Below are 18,344 nucleotides of genomic sequence, written 5' to 3'. Positions count from 1 at the left end.
TCAAACGGAGATAGACGTCATGAGCCATTCGAATACCTTGCCCTTGTTCGAACGCGGCCTGGGCCGAATCAAGCTGGCGCTCAAGTCGACCTTCAAGGGCGCGCCTCGGCCATCAACGGCCTGTTCTGATGGTCACGCTTGCTGGCGGGACGATCTGCTGCAGCAAGTGGGGCCTGCTATTGCAGACATCCGTACGCTGGGCGAACTGGGATACAGCCAGAGCCCACATGCGAGCTTGGCCGTTGATACGATCACAGGGGTTGCGGCGGTTCATCGGCTGTTCACACCTGAGTGCGTCACCATTTTGCAAGACATCTGCGCACGCCTGGAGCACGTGGCAGGTGACAGTGACTGGATCATTTCCCGGCGCACGCGGGGGGTGACGGCACGCTCGCCGTTTATCAACGACATGATGAGCAGCCGTGCATTTCTGTTGGCTGTCTCGCGCATCGCGGGCGTGCCACTGGTGCCTTATCCGATGCTCAATGCCCGCTCGCAGGTCAACTATTACTACCCGAAACCGCCCGAGCAACAGCAGCAAAGGGGCATGTGGCACACCGACGGCACGAACTATGTGTTGAACATCGTGTTAACGGGACCGGCCAGTTATACCGGCGGCGAATTCCTGTATCACAATGGCACAGTCGATACGTTCGACGCCTTGGACTACCGGACCTTCGAAACGGCGCATCTGAACGCATCGGGCGATGCGCTGTTCATCTTCGGCAGTCGGTTGTTCCACGGTGTGCGACCGGTACTCAGTGGGCGACGAATGTCGCTCGTGTTGTCCTTTCATTGCCCTTACTTCAACGACGATTCCAACCGCTTCTGGCACTTGGCGTCGGATGACGGCATCCCTCGAACACTCCCCAATTGGTTAGCCTTGCGATGGGCGCTCCATCGATCGGCAGCCCGTCACTACGCCAGGCTGGGTATCGAACCCATCACCTTCGAAGAATTACGTCAGACAGGGGCGTGACCATGCCTTCGAGTGCGCTCTACATGCTGATCTTGCAAGTTGTCTTTGTCCTGTCCTGGAGTTCCGGTTTCATTGGCGCACGGCTCGGCACGCAGGATGCAGGCGCGGTGAACTTGCTGTTCTGGCGCTTCCTGTTGGTCAGTTGCTGTCTGTTGCCGTTTGTATGGCATCGATTACGCAACCTGTCCTGGGCGCAAGTTCGCTACAACGCGGTCATCGGATTTCTGGCCCAGTTCGCGTACTTGATAAGTGTCTACATTGCCATACGCGGTGGCTTGCCGGCGGGGATAGCCGCAATCATTTGCGCGCTGCAGCCCCTGATCACGGCGGCGATGGGCAGCGCGGATCAGCAGGAGCGAAGCGGCAGGCAGGAGTGGCTTGGGCTGGTACTTGGGTTTGCCGGTGTCAGTGTGGTGATTCTTGGTGAATACCGCCTGTCTTCCACCCGGCTCGAACCCTGGCTGTATGCGCTACCGCTGATTGCCGCGATCACGTTATCAATTGCCACCGTCTACCAACGGCGACAGTCGGTCATGGGCACGGATCACAGTAAAGAAGGCTTGTTGATGCCGCTCTTCCTGCAATCGAGCGCGACGCTGGTACTGCTCAGCGTCACGGGAGTGCCGTTGCGCCTGATTGAGCTGCCCGGCAGCGCTCAGGTCTGGGTGGCGGTGGCGTGGTTGACGTTGTTTTCGACCTTCATCGCCTACCTGAGCCTGTGGATACTTTTGACCAAACTGTCTGCCACACGGGTGTCCGCGTTGGTTTACCTGGAACCCCCTGTAACGCTCATTTGGGCGGCGTTGATGTTCGGCGATGCCATTCACTGGACGACCTATCTGGGTATCGCGATAGTCGCCACAGGCATTGCCATCACCCGCACCGCTCGACGTGTGCGGTCGTCAGGGGAGTGTCCGCAACGATGAGCGGGTTTGGGCCACCTTCTAGAACCACCCTGGTTGCATGTTCAAGCTGGTGTCATCGCGCGCCTCGAGCAAAGCCAGGTCTGCATGGCAGCCCGGTATTTCGCAGGTAAGGAAATACCGGGCTGCCTGCAGCTTGCCAAGGTAGAAGTCGCGGTCAGTGGCGCCGCACTGAAGCAGACCGAGTTCGGCATGAATCGCCTGTTGCAGCCAGCGCCAGCCAATCACGCAATGGCCGAAGACCTTGAGGTACAGGGTCGAGTTGGCCAGGGCGCCGGCAACCTTGCCTTGGGCCAGGTCGCCGAGCAGGGCCAGGGTGACACCTTGCAAGCGGTTGACCAGCTGCTCCAGGGGATGGCGCAGCGGGTCGAGGTCGGGATGATGGCTGGCGCGCTCGCCAGTGACAGCGATCAGGCGCATCAAGTGTTTGAGCCCGGCCCCCCCGTTCTGGGCCAACTTGCGGCCCAGCAGATCGAGCGATTGGATGCCCTCGGTCCCTTCGTGGATGGGGTTCAGGCGGTTGTCACGGTAATACTGCTCGACCGGGTACTCCCGGGTATAGCCGTGCCCACCGAGAATCTGGATGGCCAGTTCGTTCGCTTTCAGGCAATACGCCGAGGGCCAGGATTTGACGATGGGCGTCAACAGGTCGAGCAACGCTTGGGCCTGCTGGCGAGTGTTTTCATCGGGTGCGGTGTGGGTGTCGTCGAACAGCCGCGCCGCATACAAGCCCAGGTCGAAAGCGCCTTCCACATAGGCCTTTTGCGCAAGCAGCATCCTTTTGACATCGGTGTGCTCAATGATCGGGATGGCCGGGCTTTGCGGGTCCTTGTTGTCGGCTGATCGGCCCTGTGGGCGCTGACGCGCATAGTCCAGCGAGTACAGGTAACCGGCGTAACCGAGCATCACCGCGCCCATGCCGACGCCGATGCGTGCTTCGTTCATCATTTGGAACATGCAGGCCAGGCCCTGGTGTGGCTGGCCGATCAGATAGCCCACGCACTGGCCGTTGTCGCCGAAGTTCAGCGCAGTGGACGTGGTGCCGCGCCAGCCCATTTTGTGAAACAGCCCCGCAAGCGCTACGTCGTTGCGCGAGCCCCGGCTACCGTCGGGCCCGACCAGGTACTTGGGCACGATGAACAGCGAGATGCCTTTGACCCCCGGTGGGGCGTCCGGCAGTTTGGCCAGGACCATGTGCACGATGTTTTCCGACAGCTCATGGTCACCGCCGGAAATAAAAATCTTGTTGCCCCTGAGCCGGTAGCTGCCGTCACCGGCAGGTTCTGCGCGGGTGCGGATATCGGCCAGCGAAGACCCTGCGTGGGGTTCGGTCAGCGCCATGGTGCCGAAGTAGCGGCCCTCGATCATCGGCTGCAGGTACAGGCGCTTTTGTTCTTCGCTTCCGAAGCTCTCGATCAGGTTGGCCGCGCCCATGGTCAGGAACGGGTAGGCGGTGGTGCCGGCGTTCGCAGCCTGGAAATGCGCAAAGCAGGCTTGTGACACAAGGCTGGGCAACTGCATGCCCCCGACCTCGAAGTCGCGGTTGGCGTTGAGGAACCCGGCTTCAAGAAAGGCATCGACGGCAGGCTTGACCTCTGGGATCAGCTCAGCGCGGCCGTCTACATAGCGCGGCTCGTTTTCGTCAGCTTTGCGGTTGTGGGGCGCGAAGTATTTTTCGGCGATGGTGCGCGCAGTGGTCAGCGCGGCGTCGAAGGTTTCACGGCTGTGCTCGGCAAAGCGAGGGCGCTGTATGAGGCTTTCGGCGTCGAGGACTTCATAGAGTTCGAATGCCAAGTTTCGGGTGCTAAGCAAGGTCTCGGGCATGACGGCGGTCCTGGGGCACAATGCTGCGAGTGTAGAAGCGGGTTGGATGGCGAGGACAGGTTAATAGGTCTGGGTGATATGGCGTGAGAAAAGTAAAGCCCGTGGTGCCGCAAGCCACTTGCGATACCACGGGTCACACCACCGCTATTGGACGGGCGCCGCTGCTTAGCCAGGTTGTCACTGCGGCAAGATGGCGACCATAAAAAAGGGAGAGCCCGAGCTCTCCCTTTTCTTCGACCTTCAGCGTTAGCCGATGGTCATCAGGCTGGCGTTACCCCCTGCTGCCGCCGTATTCACGCTGACCGCACGCTCGATGACCAGGCGCTCCAGTGCAATCTGATGATCGCCGCTGGACAAGCCGTGTACCCCGACGATGGCACCGGCACGCTTGGCCACCTGCTGGCAGACGCTGCGCAGCTGGTCCGAATCGCCGTGATGGATCACGGCATCGAACGCCACTTCGTCCTTGTTCCAGTCGGGTACCAGCTTCACCTTGGCCTGCAAGTCACGGGGCAGTCGGGCGCGCAGGGCCTTGCCCGGTTCGCCGTCGGCCCACACCGCCGAGCTGCCTACCGCGAGCACCGCAGCGAACTGCGCCAGCAGGTCGGCTTCGTTGTCAGCCAGGCACAGCACGTGTTCGCGCGGCAGGATGGTGTAGGTGTTGCGCTCGCCGGTCGGGCCTGGCAGCAGACGGGCGATACCGCTCTGCGACTGGCTGGCGAACTGGCTGCACAGCACGGCAAGGTCGGACAGCTGATTGCTCTCGGCCCACGCCTTCAGCGCGTGGAGCGGCTTGACCAACTGCTCGTGCAGTGCGCGGTCTGGCTTGGCTTCGCCGTCCTGGTGCTGGAAGTGGCTGCCGATGGCGTCCGCCGGGCGGGTCGACAGCAGGCGGTACAGGTACAGCGGACCGCCGGCTTTCGGGCCAGTGCCCGACAGGCCTTCGCCACCGAACGGCTGTACACCTACGACGGCGCCGACGATGTTGCGGTTGACGTACATGTTGCCGGCATGGGCCGACTCGACCACCTTGGCGATGGTTTCGTCGATACGCGTGTGCACACCCAGGGTCAGGCCGTACCCCGAATTGTTGATCTGCTCGATCAACTGGTCCAGGTTGCGGCGGTTGTAGCGCACCACGTGCAGGACGGGGCCGAAGATCTCGCGCTTGAGCTCGTCGAGGCTGTCCAGTTCGATCAGGGTTGGCATCACGAAGGTGCCACGCTTGATCTCGGCACTGTCGGCAATCGCCACCTGATAGACCGAGCGGCCTTTCTCGCGCATGCCCTGGATGTGCTTCTCGATGCCAGCCTTGGCTTCAGCGTCGATCACCGGGCCGATGTCCACGGCCAGCCGGTCCGGGCAACCGAGCCGGCTTTCGGCCATGGCGCCCTTGAGCATCTCGATCACGCGGTCGGCGGAGTCTTCCTGCAGGCACAGTACGCGCAGGGCGGAGCAACGCTGGCCGGCACTGTCGAAGGCCGAGGACACGACATCGATCACCACCTGCTCGGTCAGGGCCGAGGAGTCGACGATCATCGCGTTCTGGCCGCCGGTTTCGGCGATCAGTGGCACTGGGCGACCCTGGTTATCCAGGCGACCCGCCACGTTGCGTTGCAACAGGCGCGCCACTTCGGTGGAGCCTGTGAACATCACGCCTTTGACGCGCTCGTCACCCACCAGCCCAGCACCGACGGTTTCGCCGCGGCCCGGCAGCAGTTGCAGGACACCTTCCGGAATGCCGGCTTCGAGCAGCAGGCGCACCGCCTGGGCGGCGATCAGCGGGGTTTGCTCGGCAGGCTTGGCCAGTACCGGGTTGCCGGCGGCCAAGGCTGCGGCTACCTGGCCGGTGAAGATCGCCAGCGGGAAGTTCCAAGGGCTGATGCACACCACAGGGCCCAATGGGCGGTGGGCATCGTTGCTCAGGTCGTTGCGCGCCTGGACGGCGTAGTAGCGCAGGAAGTCGACGGCTTCGCGCACTTCGGCGATGGCGTTGGCGAAGGTCTTGCCGGCTTCGCGGATCAACAGACCCATCAGGGGCTGGATCTCGGCTTCCATCAGGTCGGCCGTGCGTTCCAGGATGGCGGCGCGCTCGGCTGGCGGGGTGGCCTGCCAGATGGGCGCTGCGTTGAGTGCGCACTGGATGGCATTGTCGACGTCTGCAACGGTCGCTTCCTGAACGTGGCCGACCACATCGCGGTGATCGGCAGGGTTCAGAACCGGCGTTGCCGCACTGTCACTGGCGGTGCAGGCCAGCAGCGGACTGGCTTTCCAGTCGTTGTTGGCGGTGGCCAGCATGGCGCAGGACAGCGAAGCCAGGCGGTGCTCGTTGGCCATGTCGATGCCGGCGGAGTTGGCCCGCTCGGTGCCGTACAGGTCACGCGGCAGTGGAATGCGGGGGTGTGGCAAGCCGATGCGGCCTTCCTGGGTACCCATGCGCTCGATGCTGGTGACCGGGTCGGCGACCAGTTCCTGGATGGAAATGGATTGGTCGGCGATGCGGTTGACGAACGAGGTGTTCGCGCCGTTTTCCAGCAGGCGACGAACCAGGTAGGCCAGCAGGGTTTCATGGGTGCCGACCGGCGCATATACGCGGCAAGGGCGGTTCAGCTTGCCATCGGCGATCTTGCCGACCACCTGTTCGTACAGCGGCTCACCCATGCCGTGCAGGCACTGGAACTCGTACTGGCCAGGGTAGTAGTTCTGCCCGGCGATCTGGTAGATGGCCGACAGGGTATGGGCGTTGTGCGTGGCGAACTGCGGGTAGATGGCCTCGGGTACGGCCAGCAGCTTGCGGGCGCAGGCGACGTAGGACACGTCGGTGTAGACCTTGCGCGTGTAGACCGGGTAGCCCTCCAGGCCTTCGACTTGGGCACGCTTGATTTCGCTGTCCCAGTAGGCGCCTTTTACCAGGCGGATCATCAGGCGGTGGCGGCTGCGCTTGGCCAGGTCGATCACGTAGTCGATCACATACGGGCAGCGCTTCTGGTACGCCTGGATGACGAAACCGATACCGTTCCAGCCGGCCAGTGCGGGCTCGAAGCACAGGCGCTCGAGCAGGTCGAGGGACAGCTCAAGGCGGTCGGCTTCCTCGGCATCGATGTTCAGGCCGATGTCGTATTGCTTGGCCAGCAGGGTCAGGGACAGCAGGCGCGGGTACAGCTCTTCCATCACCCGCTCGTACTGGGCACGGCTGTAGCGTGGGTGCAGGGCCGAGAGCTTGATCGAGATGCCCGGGCCTTCATAGATGCCGCGGCCGTTGGATGCCTTGCCGATCGAGTGGATGGCTTGCTCATAGGATGCCAGGTACTTCTGGGCATCGTGCTCGGTGAGTGCCGCTTCACCGAGCATGTCATAGGAATAACGGAAGCCCTTGGACTCGAAACGCGTGGCGTTGGCCAGTGCTTCGGCAATGGTTTCGCCCGTGACGAACTGCTCGCCCATCAGGCGCATGGCCATGTCCACGCCCTTGCGGATCATCGGCTCGCCGCTCTTGCCGATGATGCGGGTCAGCGAGGAGGTCAGGCCCGATTCGTTGTGGGTGCTTACCAGCCTGCCCGTTAGCAACAGGCCCCAGGTGGCGGCATTGACGAACAGCGACGGGCTGTTGCCCAGGTGCGGCTGCCAGTTGCCGGTGCTGATCTTGTCGCGGATCAGGGCGTCGCGGGTGCCTTTGTCGGGAATGCGCAGCAGCGCTTCGGCCAGGCACATCAGCGCCACGCCTTCCTGCGACGACAACGAGAATTCCTGCAGCAGGCCTTGAACGATGCCGGCCCGGCCCCCGGTGCTCTTCTGGTTGCGCAGCTTCTCGGCGATGCCGGCAGCCATCTTGTTGGCCGCGTCGGCAAGCGGAGCGCTCAGGCGCGCCTGCTCCAGCAGCATCGGCACCATCTCCTGCTCGGGCCGACGGTAGGCGGCGGTAATGGCCGAGCGCAGCACCGACTGCGGCAGGATGCTTTCGGCGAACTCCATGAAGCTCTGGTGACCCTGCTCGGGCTGCACGTCGCCGGCTTCATCGTTCAGGCCGAGGGTCTGGCCATTGATTTCGGTCAGGGTCGCGCCACCCTCGAGCTTCTCCAGGTAGCTGAAGATCGCTTGCTTGATCAACCAGTGCGGCGTGCGGTCCACGGACAGCGCAGCGGCCTTGAGTCGTTCACGGGTAGGGTCGTCGAGTTTGACCCCAAGGGTGGTCGTCGCCATTTCTTATCCTCATTATTGCCACGAGTGTGGCTTAAGCTGGCGACAAGATTATCTTCAGGAAAACGCGGGTGCAACCAGGTGCAACCCTAAAATGTCGTGAATAGGGTGCAACTCGTCAGGCTGTCGTTTTCAGTGAGGGTCAAAGCGTCAGGCGAGGAAGGATTTGTTCTAAAAAAGAGCCTCATCTGCCCCATTAGGGAGCAAAAACGAGGCTTTGTCTGAAAATGCATACTTGGGTGCAACTTCACAGTGAAAAATGGTTGCACCGGATTTACGTTGTTGAATAGCATCTGCCGCCTGGGTGCAACCACCAACGATGTGGGTGCGCATGAGATAACAACAAACGCCAGGGCCAACACATGGGTAATCCCTTAACGATCACATTCGTGGTCTACATCGCAGCAATGGTGCTGATCGGCTTCGCTGCCTACCGCGCCACCAAGAACCTTTCCGACTATATTCTCGGCGGCCGCAGCCTCGGCAGCGTGGTCACCGCATTGTCGGCCGGTGCATCCGACATGAGTGGCTGGCTGCTGATGGGCCTGCCCGGCGCCATCTACTTCGCGGGGCTGTCAGAAGTCTGGATTGCCATCGGCCTTACCGTCGGCGCCTACCTGAACTGGCTGTTCGTCGCCGGGCGCCTGCGCGTGCAGACCGAGCACAACGGCGATGCGCTCACCCTGCCGGACTACTTCTCCAGCCGTTTCGAGGACAAGAGCGGCCTGCTGCGGATCATCTCGGCCATCGTCATCCTGGTGTTCTTCACCATTTATTGCGCCTCTGGCATCGTGGCCGGTGCTCGCCTGTTCGAGAGCACCTTCGGCATGTCTTATGAGACAGCGCTGTGGGCAGGGGCAGCCGCCACCATCATCTACACCTTCGTCGGAGGCTTCCTGGCCGTGAGCTGGACCGACACGGTCCAGGCGTCGCTGATGATCTTCGCGCTGATCCTGACCCCGGTGATCGTGCTGATCTCCACCGGCGGCTTAGACCAGACCTTCGCCGCGATCGAGGCCGTCAACCCGGCCCACTTCGACATGCTCAAGGGCGCCAGCTTCATCGGGATCATTTCGCTGATGGGCTGGGGGCTGGGCTACTTCGGTCAGCCACATATCCTGGCGCGCTTCATGGCGGCCGATTCGGTGAAGTCCATCGCCAAGGCGCGCCGTATTTCCATGACCTGGATGATCCTGTGCCTGGCCGGTACCTGCGCCGTTGGGTTCTTCGGCATCGCCTATTTCTCGGCCCACCCTGAGGTGGCCGGGCCGGTGAACGAAAACCACGAGCGCGTGTTCATCGAGCTGGCGAAGATCCTGTTCAACCCGTGGGTCGCCGGTGTCCTGCTGTCGGCCATCCTGGCGGCGGTGATGAGTACCCTGAGCTGCCAGCTGCTGGTGTGCTCGAGTGCGCTGACCGAAGACTTCTACAAGGCCTTCCTGCGCAAGAATGCCTCCCAGCGAGAATTGGTGTGGGTCGGTCGTCTGATGGTACTGGCCGTGGCCCTGATCGCCATCGCCATGGCTGCCAACCCTGAAAACCGCGTGCTGGGCCTGGTGGCCTACGCCTGGGCGGGCTTCGGTGCTGCGTTCGGCCCTGTCGTGCTGATCTCGGTGCTGTGGAAGGGCATGACGCGCAATGGCGCGCTGGCCGGTATCGTGGTGGGTGCACTGACCGTGATCCTGTGGAAAAGCTTCGACACCATGGGGCTGTACGAAATCATCCCTGGCTTCCTGTTCGCCAGCATCGCCATCGTCCTGGTGAGCAAGCTGGGCCGTCCTTCGCAGGCGATGGTGAGCCGCTTCGAGACGGCTGATGCGGCGTATCACGCTGACAAGTGACAGCGCCAAGGCGCGCTGCTAGCTGAAAGACGGGCCCGCTCCTGCAGTGTCCGCACGGCCTTCAAAGGTTCGTGCTGCACTGCGGTAGCGGGTTCGTTGTTTTCTGACGACCGTCAGGCCTGACGTCGTTTGCCAGGCAGGGTAAACTTGCGCTCTGCGCAGGAGTTGCCATGAACTATCGTCACGCCTTCCATGCCGGCAACCATGCCGACGTTCTCAAACATATCGTGCTGACCCGCCTCATCGCCCTGATGTCGCGCAAGGAGCAACCGTTCGCCTACCTCGACACCCATGCCGGGCTGGGGCTGTACGACCTCAAGGGTGACCAGGCGAGCCGGACCGGTGAGTACCTCGAGGGGGTCGCGCGGCTGTGGAACCGTGACGACCTGCCGGCCATGACCGCCGATTACCTGCGCGTCATCAAGCGTCTGAACGCAGACGGCGAGCTGCGCTACTACCCGGGTTCACCTGAATTGGCGCGTCGCCTGATGCGTCAGCAGGACCGCGCCTTGCTCAACGAGAAGCACCCGGAGGACGGGCCGCTGCTCAAGGAAAACATGAAGAAGGATCCGCGCGTGTTCGTGCACCTGGGCGAGGGCTGGCACGTGCCGCGCGCCTTGTTGCCCGTGCAGGAAAAACGCGCGGTCATGCTCATCGATCCGCCGTTCGAGCAGGCCGATGAACTCAAGCGTTGCACAGCCGCGATGAAGGAAGCCATTGGTCGGATGCGCCAGACGGTGGCGGCCATCTGGTACCCCATCAAGGACCAGCGGTCGCTGACCCGTTTCTACCAGGACCTTACCAGCACTGGGGCGCCCAAGCTGCTGCGCGTCGAGCTGTATGTGCATCACCAGGACAGCCCGCAAGGCCTCAATGGATCTGGGCTTGCCATCGCCAACCCGCCTTGGGGGCTGGAAGATGAACTCAAAGAGCTGCTGCCCTGGCTCGCCCGGGAGTTGGCGCAGACCGAAGGCAGCTATCGCATGGACTGGCTGATCGCCGAATAAGGCCGCCCCGGCGAGGCTGCTCCACACAGGCCGCGTGACGCCTGAGTGAGTAGCCCCACAGAGCGTGGAGCGGCCTAGTCAGCGATGGGCCGCAAAGTGGCCGCAGGGTTTCAGCTTCGCAGCGCGTAGTGCAGGGGCCGCTTTGCGGCCCATCGCGGCGCTAGGGCGCTCCCACAGTGACCGCGTGATGGACAAGTTGCGCGGTTGCCGTGCTTGTGGAGTTTGTGCCGTGGCCGAAGGCGTAGCCTTTGCAGAGGCATGCGTACGCTGCGCTTTGCGTTATAATCCCGCCTTTTAGCCGCCACCCGCCCACCGGGCCGCTGGCGCATCTCTACCGAATGAAGAGGCCTATCCCTTGGCATTGACGATTCTTGGCCTGTCCGGCGCCCTCAGCCATGACCCTTCCGCGGCCCTGTACATCGACGGCAAGCTGATTGCCGCCGCCGAAGAAGAGCGTTTCGTGCGCGACAAGCATGCGAAAAACCGCATGCCCTACGAATCGGCGAAGTTCTGCCTGGAACAAGCCGGCATCAAGCCCGCCGACGTCGATGTCATTGCCATCCCGTTCGCGCCCATCAGCCTGTTCGGCAAGGCGCGCTGGCACTACGCCAAGCGCTACTGGTACGCACCGGACCGCGCCCTCGACGCGATCCTGATGGGCAACCGCCGCTACAAGCGCTACCGCAAGAAGATCGTCTGGTGTCTGGAGCAGCTGGGTTTCGACCCGAAAAAGGTCAAGATCGAGCCCGTGGAACATCACTTGGCTCATGCCTCCAGCGCCTACCACTGCTCGGGCTTCAAGGAAAAGACCGCGATCCTGGGCATCGACGGCAAAGGCGAGTACGCCACCACCTTCTTCGGCTACGGCGAGAACGGCAAGATCCACAAGATCAAGGAGTTCTTCGATCCGGATTCCCTGGGTGGCCTGTACGGCGCTATTACCGAATTCCTCGGTTTCGAAATGCTCGACGGTGAGTTCAAGGTCATGGGCATGGCGCCGTACGGCGATGCCAGCAAATATGACTTCTCGCGCCTGGCCAGTTTCGAAAACGGCGAGTTGGTGATCAACACCGATTACGCCAACGTCATCGGCTTGCGTCGCTACAAGGAAAAAGGCAAGGGCTTCTACTTCTCGCCCAAGCTGATCGAGTGGCTGGGGCCCAAGCGCGAAGGCGACATCGCCGACGAGCCGTACATCCATTACGCAGCCAGCATGCAGGCGCTGTTCGAGAAGATCGCCCTGCAGATGATCGACCACTACCTGGGCGATACCCTGCGCGAAACCGGCAAGCTGGCGTTCGCCGGCGGTTGTGCGCTGAACGTGAAACTCAACCAGAAGATCATTGCCCGTTCCGATGTGAAGGAGCTGTTCGTGCAGCCGGCCTCCGGTGACGCCGGTACGGCAGTGGGCGCGGCAGCCTACGTGTCCCACGCCCGCGGCGTGCCGGTCGAGAAGATGGAGCACGTCTACCTTGGCCCGTCCTACTCCAACGAAGATGTGATCGCGGCCTGTGCTCGTCATCCCAACGCCCCGAAATGGCGCAAGCTCGACGACATGCCGCAGCGCATCGCCAAGATCATGGTCGATGGCAACCCGGTGGCCTGGTTCCAGGGCCGCATGGAGTTCGGCCCGCGTGCCCTGGGTGGTCGCTCGATCATTGGCTGCCCGAGCGTGCCGGGCGTTGCCAACCGCATCAACGAGCAGATCAAGTTCCGTGAGCGCTGGAGACCCTTCTGCCCGTCCATGCTCGATACGGTCGCCCCGCAAATGATCAAGGTCGACCATCCGGCGCCATTCATGACCTTCACCTTCGAAGTGGCTGAAGAATGGAAAACCCGCGTGCCAGAAGTGGTCCATGAGGACGGCACCTCCCGTGCCCAAGTGCTCAAGCGCGAATACAACCCGCGCTACTACGACATGATGAAGGCGCTCGAAGACCTGACCGGCAATGGCGTCTCGCTGAATACCTCGCTCAATCGCCGGGGCGAACCGATGATCTGCTCGCCGACCGATGCCCTGAACATGTTCTTCGGCTCGGATCTGCAGTACCTGATCATGGAAGACATCCTTGTCGTCAAGGACGGCGCTGCCGCCTATGAACAGCCGCTCTGAACCGCGCATCCTGCAGTTCTGCCATGGCTATGACGGGCCTTTCCTGGATTGTGCCCGTCAATACGCCAGCCTGTTCGAGGGCAGCGGCTACAAGGTTACGACCGTGTTCCTGACCGGCGCAGCCGACCCGCAGGTGGCGGCCGGCTGTGCGTCGGATGAAGTGCTGTTTCTGGAGTTCAGCTCCAAGGCGGTCCGTGGCCTGAAGCTTGGCGCGATTCGGGCGTTGCGCAAGGTCGCGGCCCAGCGCAACTTCGCGTTCTGCATAGCTCACCGCTTCAAGCCGATCTACGTCGCCTTGCTCGGTACCCGGTTACCGGTGATAGGCGTGCACCATGCCTTTGGCGACTATGAGCGCAAAGGCCGGCGCCTGTTCGCCAACCTGTTCAGCAAGCGCTTGAGCCTGCTGGGTGTATCCGACGCAGTTCGCGACGACATGCGCCGCTGCCTGGCGCAGTGGCCCGCCGAGCGCATCCAGACGCTGTACAACCGCATCGACATCGCGGCCCTGCAAGCTGCCCTGGTACCGCGTGCCGAGGCACGCGAAGCCTTGGGGCTGGATGCGCAGGCCTGGGTGGTGGGCAATGTCGGTCGGTTGCACCCGGACAAGGACCAGGCCACCTTGCTGCGCGGCTTTGCCCAGGCATTGCCGGCCTTGCCGGGTGGTGCGCGCCTGGCCATCCTGGGCAAGGGCCGCCTGGAACCCAAACTGAAGGCCCTGGCCCGCGAGCTGGGCGTTGCCGATCAGGTCGACTTCCTGGGGCAGGTGCCCGATGCGCGTCGCTATTTCCAGGCCTTCGACGTGTTCGCCTTGAGTTCCGACCATGAGCCTTTCGGCATGGTCCTGCTCGAAGCCATGGTCGCTGGCGTCCCGGTGCTGGCCACGGCCTGTGGCGGCGCGCGGGAAGTGGTCGAGGGTGTAGGCATGCTGTTCCCACTGGGCGAGGCCAGCCAGCTGGCGCAAGGCCTCGAACGCATGGCTGCGCTGGACGACTCGCAACGCCAGGCGTGCGCCGAGCATATGCTCGAACGCCTGCGCGAGCGTTTCTCGGACCAGGCGGTGCGCGATACCTTCTGGCAACTGCCCCAGGTTCGCGCGTTGGTGGGGGCCTGATGTTCAATCATGTAAAAGCCCTGCGCGAGCGTGGCTGGCAAGTCATTGACGCGCAAACCTATGCCCAGGCCTGGGCGCGTTTCGGCGGCAGTGTCGCCACTCATCCCCTGGTGGTCTCGCAGTTGGCGGACCTGGCGCAGATCCCCGTGCGTTACCTGGCCTGGCACCAGGGCGGGGAGCTCAAGGCGGCCATTCCCACCTGGGGGCGCCACCTGGCGCTGTCCAAGGACGTGCTCAAGCGCAGCGGCAAGAAGGCGTTGTTTGACCTGGGCAATGCCGAAATCATCCTGCCGGCGGCGGCCGACGCCGCTGCGCCGCTGCGCCATGGCGCACGCTACCTGTCCGAGCTGAACCAGGGCCGCTTTGTTGGTCTCAAGGCGCAGAAAGAACAGCTGGCGATGGCCCGTGCGCCCGAAGACCTGTCGAAGAAATTCCGTTACAACCAGCGCCGTGAGCTGCGGTTACTGGAAGAAGCCGGTGGCGTGGTGCGGCCGATCAGCGACTTCGATGCCGCTACCATCGCCGCCATGTATTGCGACCTTTTCCAGCGTCGCTGGGGGTTCGCAGCCACCGGCGCCGAGCGCATGGGCGACGTGATCGCGCGGCTGCGGGACCTGCTGATCGGCTCGGTCCTGCTGCTCGAAAACAAGCCTATCGCCATCCAGCTGGTGTACCGCGTCGAGGCGCCTGAGTGGATCAGCGTCGAATACGTCAATGGCGGCGTCGACCCCGAGACCAAGGCGTTCAGCCCCGGCAGCGTGTTGAGTTTCCTCAACACCCAGGCCGCCTGGGAAGACGCCCGCGCGCGCAACAAGCCATTGCGGTTCTCGTTCGGCCGTGCCGACCGCGAGTACAAGGACCGCTGGTGCCACCCCGTGCCGGTGTACCAGGCGTGAGCCGCAAGCAGCAGTTGCTAAAGCGCCACCGGCGCAACAAGCGCCTCGCGCTCCTGGTGGCCCTGGCGGCGTTGATTGCGCTGGGTTTGGTCACCTGGTGGCTGCCGTTGTTGCTGCTGCCGCTGCTGTGGGTGGCCCACGAGGCGTGGCTGGCCGATCACCTGTTCTACACCCCGGCCGACGACTACACCTACGCCTTCGATGAGGCCGATGAAGTGGCGGGCGTAAGCTTGAAGGACGGCCGCTTGCAGCTACCTGCATTGCCCGTCGCAGAAGGCGCCACGTGGGTGCTGCAGGTTGAGCTGCGTTGCGCCCTGCTGGGCAGGTTTCTTGACCCCGGCGTGTCCATCGAAGGCGCAGGTGGCGAAGACCTGCAGGTGTTCGAGCGCGGTGTTCGCGGCAAGCGCTACCTCAACCTGACTGGGCTCGACACGGCGCTGCGTCAGGGCCAGATCACCTTGCGCGGGCGCTTCTGCCGGCTGGTGGGCCAGCCGCGCCTGTGGATGTTCCAGCAGCCAGACCTGCGTCGTAAGCGGGTGATGGTCATCGCGCCCCATGCCGATGATGCCGAACTTGCCGCCTACGGCCTGTACAGCCAGGCAGACGAAGCCTGGATCGTGACCCTGACCGCTGGCGAAATCGAGGCCGAGCACTACCAGGCCATGGGCCTGTCATCTGTCGAGGCTGCGCGGCTCAAGGGGCGCTTGCGGGCCTGGGACAGTATCGCGGTGCCTCGCTGGGCAGGCGTTGCGCAAGAGCGCTGCGTGCAGTTGGGCTATTTCTGCCTGCAATTGCCGGCCATGAGGCAGGCACCGACGACCCCCTTCGGCTCGCGTGAAGCGGACATGGCCGATACGCGCCCCTTCCGTACCCTCAACGCGTTGCCTCTGCCCGGCGACGACGGCGTCCCGACTTGGCACAACCTGCTGGCCGACGTGCGCGCGTTGATACAACAGGCGCGTCCGGAAGTGATCGTGATGCCGCACCCGGTGCTCGATCCGCACCCTGACCACGTGGCTGCCCAGCAAGCCCTGCAGGAAGCGTTGCAGGGCCTGCCGTGGCAACCCGAGATCCTGCTGGGCTATGCCAATCACCTGCACGACAACGACCGCTGGCCCATGGGCGACAGCGGTGCAGGCGTGGCCTTGCCGCCGGTCACCCACGCGTTGTCGGTCGGGCAGCCGTGCACCTTGGTGCTGGACCGTCCTCTGCAACTGGACAAGGCCATGGCTCTGGGCATGATGCACGACCTTCAGCCCCGCCCGCCCTTCAAGCGCCGAGTGCGACGGGTGATCCAGCGCTGGCTGGCAGGCCGGCGCAGTTCGCCTTACGGCGAGAACGAATTTTTCCGCAAGGCCGTGCGTCGCCACGAGCTGTTCTGGGTTCTGACGGACCGCCACCAGGGTGTACATCGGGAAAACGTATGAAGCGTTTCAAAGTCCTGCAACTGCAACCGGACTACAACATCAAGCAGCACGATTTCGCCGACCTGGCCGAGCAGATCTTCAAGGCGCTGCCAGCGGATCGGTTCGAAACGACCATGGCCTTTCTCAAGGGCCGGCCTGCGCCTGGCCAACCGGTCAGCCGCGCCGACCATTCGGTGTACTTCGACTTCAGCGACAGTGCGCTCAAGGGCATGCGTCTCAAGGCCTTGTGGCAGCTCTACCGGTATTGCCGGCGCGAACGCTTCGACGTGGTGATCTGCAACCGCTTCAAGCCTGTGAACATGCTGTTGCAGCTCAACCGCTGGTTGAAGATCCCGTTGTGCATCGGCATTTCCCATGGCTTCGGCGAGTACGACCGCGCCTACCGCCGTCGTCAGACCCAGCGCCTGATCGACGGGCATTGGCAGTTCGTAGGCGTGTCGCCGGCAGTCAAGCAGTACCTGCTGGATTGCAGCTGCGGTTTCACCGATGCCAACACCCACGCCATCACCAACGCCATCGACACGGATCAGGCCCAGGCGTTGCAGCTGGACAAGGCCGAGGCCCGTACGCAACTTGGCCTGGCCCAGAACGTTCGCATGGTCGGGGCGCTGGGCCGCCTGGTGCCGGTCAAAGGCCATACCTACCTGATCCAGGCGTTTGCCGCCCTGAAGGACAAGTACCCCACCGCGCAGCTGGCGATCATCGGTGCTGGTCGTGAGCAGGCGCGCCTGCAGGCTGAGATCGATCGCCTGGGGCTGACGGGCAGGGCGCACCTGCTGGGCTTTCGTGACAACGCCCTGCGCTACGTCCGTGCCTTCGACATCTGGGCCATGCCATCGCTAGCCGAAGGCCTTGGCCTTGCCCTGCTCGAAGGCATGAGCGGGCGCTTGCCGGTCATCGCCAGCGACGTGCCGGCCATGTTGCCGCTGATTACCGGCGCGGGCGGCGAGGTGGTCAAGCCCGCGGACGTTGTCAGCCTGACCACGGCCCTGGACCGCTACCTGGCGCTGGATGACGCGGCGTTGCATGCCAAGGGCGAGCAGGCCTACCACTACCTCAATCAACACCACGACATCGACGTGTTCCGTGAGCAATACCTGGCGCTGATCGAGTCGGGCTTGGCTGCCAAGGAGCCGAAATGAGTGCGGACCCAACCCTGGTCACGGTGATCATTGCATCGTACAACCATGGCCCTTACATCGAGCAGAGCATTCTCAGCGTATTGAACCAGACCTACCCGCACATCGAGCTGCTGGTGGTGGACGACGGCTCGACCGATGACAGCGTCGAGCGTATCGAGCGCCTGCAGGCGCAACATGGCTTCGATTTTCGCGTGCAGCGCAACAAAGGCCTGACCCACACGCTCAACGAGGCCATTGCGCGGGCCAAGGGCACGCTGATCGCGCCGTTCGGGTCCGACGACATCATGATGCCGGATCGCATCGCGATCCAGGTCCAGTACATGGCCGACAAGCCCGAAGTGGGTATCTGCGCTGGCAACATCGAGCTCATCGATTCCCAGGGTGAGCTGTTCCCCGAAGCGCGGCAGCGCCGCGAGGTTCCGTTCAGGCGCCTGGACTTCGAGGACATGTTCCTGGAACGCAAACCCTACCCACCTGCGCCCACGCTGCTGATCCGCCGCGAGGCGCTGGAGAAGGTGGGCGGTTTCGACCCGGATATCCGCCTGGAAGACCTGCTGATCGAACTGAAGGTGACCCATGCCGGGTACTTCATCGATGGCCTGAGCGTGGTCATGGCGCGCTACCGCAAACATGCCAGCAACTCGTACAAGAACCACCGATTCATGATCGACAACATCCTGCGTACCTATGCCAAGTTCAAGGATCACCCGGCCTACGAGCAGGTCAAGTTCAAGGCGCTGAACTCGATGTTCCTCAAGGTGGCCAACCGTGACCGCAAGCTGGCCCGCGAACTGCTGGCGCAGATTCCACTGCGCGCCTATACGCGCAAGACCTGGCGCGGGCTGGGGCGGTTGTTCTTCTCGCCCTTGGAAAAGGGCTGAAGG

Annotated in this window: 12 protein-coding genes; 10 read left to right on the top strand and 2 right to left on the bottom strand. The window is 63.1% G+C overall.

Going from position 1 to position 18,344, the window contains the following annotated elements:
- Nucleotides 1-19: 19 nt before the first annotated feature.
- Together FH041_RS15430 and FH041_RS15425 are read left to right on the top strand one after the other, a co-directional pair.
- A complete protein-coding gene (locus FH041_RS15430; RefSeq protein WP_140174821.1) occupies nucleotides 20-979 on the top strand; it encodes a 2OG-Fe(II) oxygenase in 960 nt (319 codons plus the stop codon).
- Nucleotides 980-981: 2 nt separating this feature from the next.
- Nucleotides 982-1,905, top strand: coding sequence for a DMT family transporter (locus FH041_RS15425; protein ID WP_110606953.1), 924 nt, complete (start codon nucleotides 982-984; stop codon nucleotides 1,903-1,905).
- Between the two features lie 18 nt (nucleotides 1,906-1,923).
- On the opposite strand, the gene FH041_RS15420 is transcribed toward FH041_RS15425, so the two are convergent.
- Together FH041_RS15420 and putA are read right to left on the bottom strand one after the other, a co-directional pair.
- Nucleotides 1,924-3,726 (bottom strand): acyl-CoA dehydrogenase, encoded by a 1,803-nt coding sequence (locus FH041_RS15420; RefSeq protein ID WP_104925726.1) that lies wholly within the window; start codon nucleotides 3,724-3,726, stop codon nucleotides 1,924-1,926.
- A 246-nt stretch (nucleotides 3,727-3,972) separates the two neighbouring features.
- Nucleotides 3,973-7,926 carry a trifunctional transcriptional regulator/proline dehydrogenase/L-glutamate gamma-semialdehyde dehydrogenase gene (gene putA, locus FH041_RS15415; protein WP_140174819.1) on the bottom strand — a complete coding sequence of 1,318 codons (3,954 nt, stop codon included), beginning with the start codon at nucleotides 7,924-7,926 and terminating at the stop codon, nucleotides 3,973-3,975.
- A gap of 359 nt (nucleotides 7,927-8,285) precedes the next feature.
- Between putA and putP the strand changes: the two genes are divergently transcribed.
- From putP to FH041_RS15375, 8 genes are all read left to right on the top strand, one after another.
- Nucleotides 8,286-9,764, top strand: coding sequence for a sodium/proline symporter PutP (gene putP / locus FH041_RS15410; protein ID WP_027913994.1), 1,479 nt, complete (start codon nucleotides 8,286-8,288; stop codon nucleotides 9,762-9,764).
- Between the two features lie 170 nt (nucleotides 9,765-9,934).
- The gene (locus FH041_RS15405; protein WP_027913993.1) at nucleotides 9,935-10,771 is read left to right on the top strand and encodes a 23S rRNA (adenine(2030)-N(6))-methyltransferase RlmJ; all 837 of its coding nucleotides are present in this window, start codon (nucleotides 9,935-9,937) and stop codon (nucleotides 10,769-10,771) included.
- Between the two features lie 355 nt (nucleotides 10,772-11,126).
- Nucleotides 11,127-12,884, top strand: coding sequence for a carbamoyltransferase (locus FH041_RS15400; RefSeq protein ID WP_027913992.1), 1,758 nt, complete (start codon nucleotides 11,127-11,129; stop codon nucleotides 12,882-12,884).
- On the top strand, nucleotides 12,868-13,995 hold the full coding sequence (locus FH041_RS15395; RefSeq protein WP_027913991.1) for a glycosyltransferase: 1,128 nt from the start codon (nucleotides 12,868-12,870) through the stop codon (nucleotides 13,993-13,995). Before FH041_RS15400 ends, FH041_RS15395 begins: the two co-directional genes overlap by 17 nt.
- Nucleotides 13,995-14,891: an antimicrobial resistance protein Mig-14 gene (locus tag FH041_RS15390; RefSeq protein ID WP_027913990.1), complete on the top strand. Its 897-nt coding sequence runs from the start codon at nucleotides 13,995-13,997 to the stop codon at nucleotides 14,889-14,891. The genes FH041_RS15395 and FH041_RS15390 overlap by 1 nt, the downstream gene beginning before the upstream one ends.
- A complete protein-coding gene (locus FH041_RS15385) occupies nucleotides 14,888-16,318 on the top strand; it encodes a PIG-L deacetylase family protein (protein WP_049696763.1) in 1,431 nt (476 codons plus the stop codon). The genes FH041_RS15390 and FH041_RS15385 overlap by 4 nt, the downstream gene beginning before the upstream one ends.
- Nucleotides 16,315-17,460, top strand: coding sequence for a glycosyltransferase (locus FH041_RS15380; RefSeq protein ID WP_111475562.1), 1,146 nt, complete (start codon nucleotides 16,315-16,317; stop codon nucleotides 17,458-17,460). Before FH041_RS15385 ends, FH041_RS15380 begins: the two co-directional genes overlap by 4 nt.
- The gene (locus tag FH041_RS15375) at nucleotides 17,457-18,341 is read left to right on the top strand and encodes a glycosyltransferase (protein WP_110606950.1); all 885 of its coding nucleotides are present in this window, start codon (nucleotides 17,457-17,459) and stop codon (nucleotides 18,339-18,341) included. Before FH041_RS15380 ends, FH041_RS15375 begins: the two co-directional genes overlap by 4 nt.
- Nucleotides 18,342-18,344: the final 3 nt, after the last annotated feature.

It is taken from the genome of Pseudomonas sp. SWI7, assembly GCF_006351945.1.
GTDB lineage: Bacteria > Pseudomonadota > Gammaproteobacteria > Pseudomonadales > Pseudomonadaceae > Aquipseudomonas > Aquipseudomonas fulva.
Note: the sequence above shows the minus strand (reverse complement) of the source record. Positions and strands in the feature narration are given on the sequence as shown.

Bases quoted from the DNA above. Each gene is read 5' to 3' on its own strand.
- FH041_RS15430 (WP_140174821.1), top strand. From the start codon at position 20: ATGAGCCATTCGAATACCTTGCCCTTGTTCGAACGCGGCCTGGGCCGA.
- FH041_RS15425 (WP_110606953.1), top strand. From the start codon at position 982: ATGCCTTCGAGTGCGCTCTACATGCTGATCTTGCAAGTTGTCTTTGTC.
- FH041_RS15420 (WP_104925726.1), bottom strand. From the start codon at position 3,726: ATGCCCGAGACCTTGCTTAGCACCCGAAACTTGGCATTCGAACTCTAT.
- putA (WP_140174819.1), bottom strand. From the start codon at position 7,926: ATGGCGACGACCACCCTTGGGGTCAAACTCGACGACCCTACCCGTGAA.
- putP (WP_027913994.1), top strand. From the start codon at position 8,286: ATGGGTAATCCCTTAACGATCACATTCGTGGTCTACATCGCAGCAATG.
- FH041_RS15405 (WP_027913993.1), top strand. From the start codon at position 9,935: ATGAACTATCGTCACGCCTTCCATGCCGGCAACCATGCCGACGTTCTC.
- FH041_RS15395 (WP_027913991.1), top strand. From the start codon at position 12,868: ATGAACAGCCGCTCTGAACCGCGCATCCTGCAGTTCTGCCATGGCTAT.
- FH041_RS15390 (WP_027913990.1), top strand. From the start codon at position 13,995: ATGTTCAATCATGTAAAAGCCCTGCGCGAGCGTGGCTGGCAAGTCATT.
- FH041_RS15380 (WP_111475562.1), top strand. From the start codon at position 16,315: ATGAAGCGTTTCAAAGTCCTGCAACTGCAACCGGACTACAACATCAAG.
- FH041_RS15375 (WP_110606950.1), top strand. From the start codon at position 17,457: ATGAGTGCGGACCCAACCCTGGTCACGGTGATCATTGCATCGTACAAC.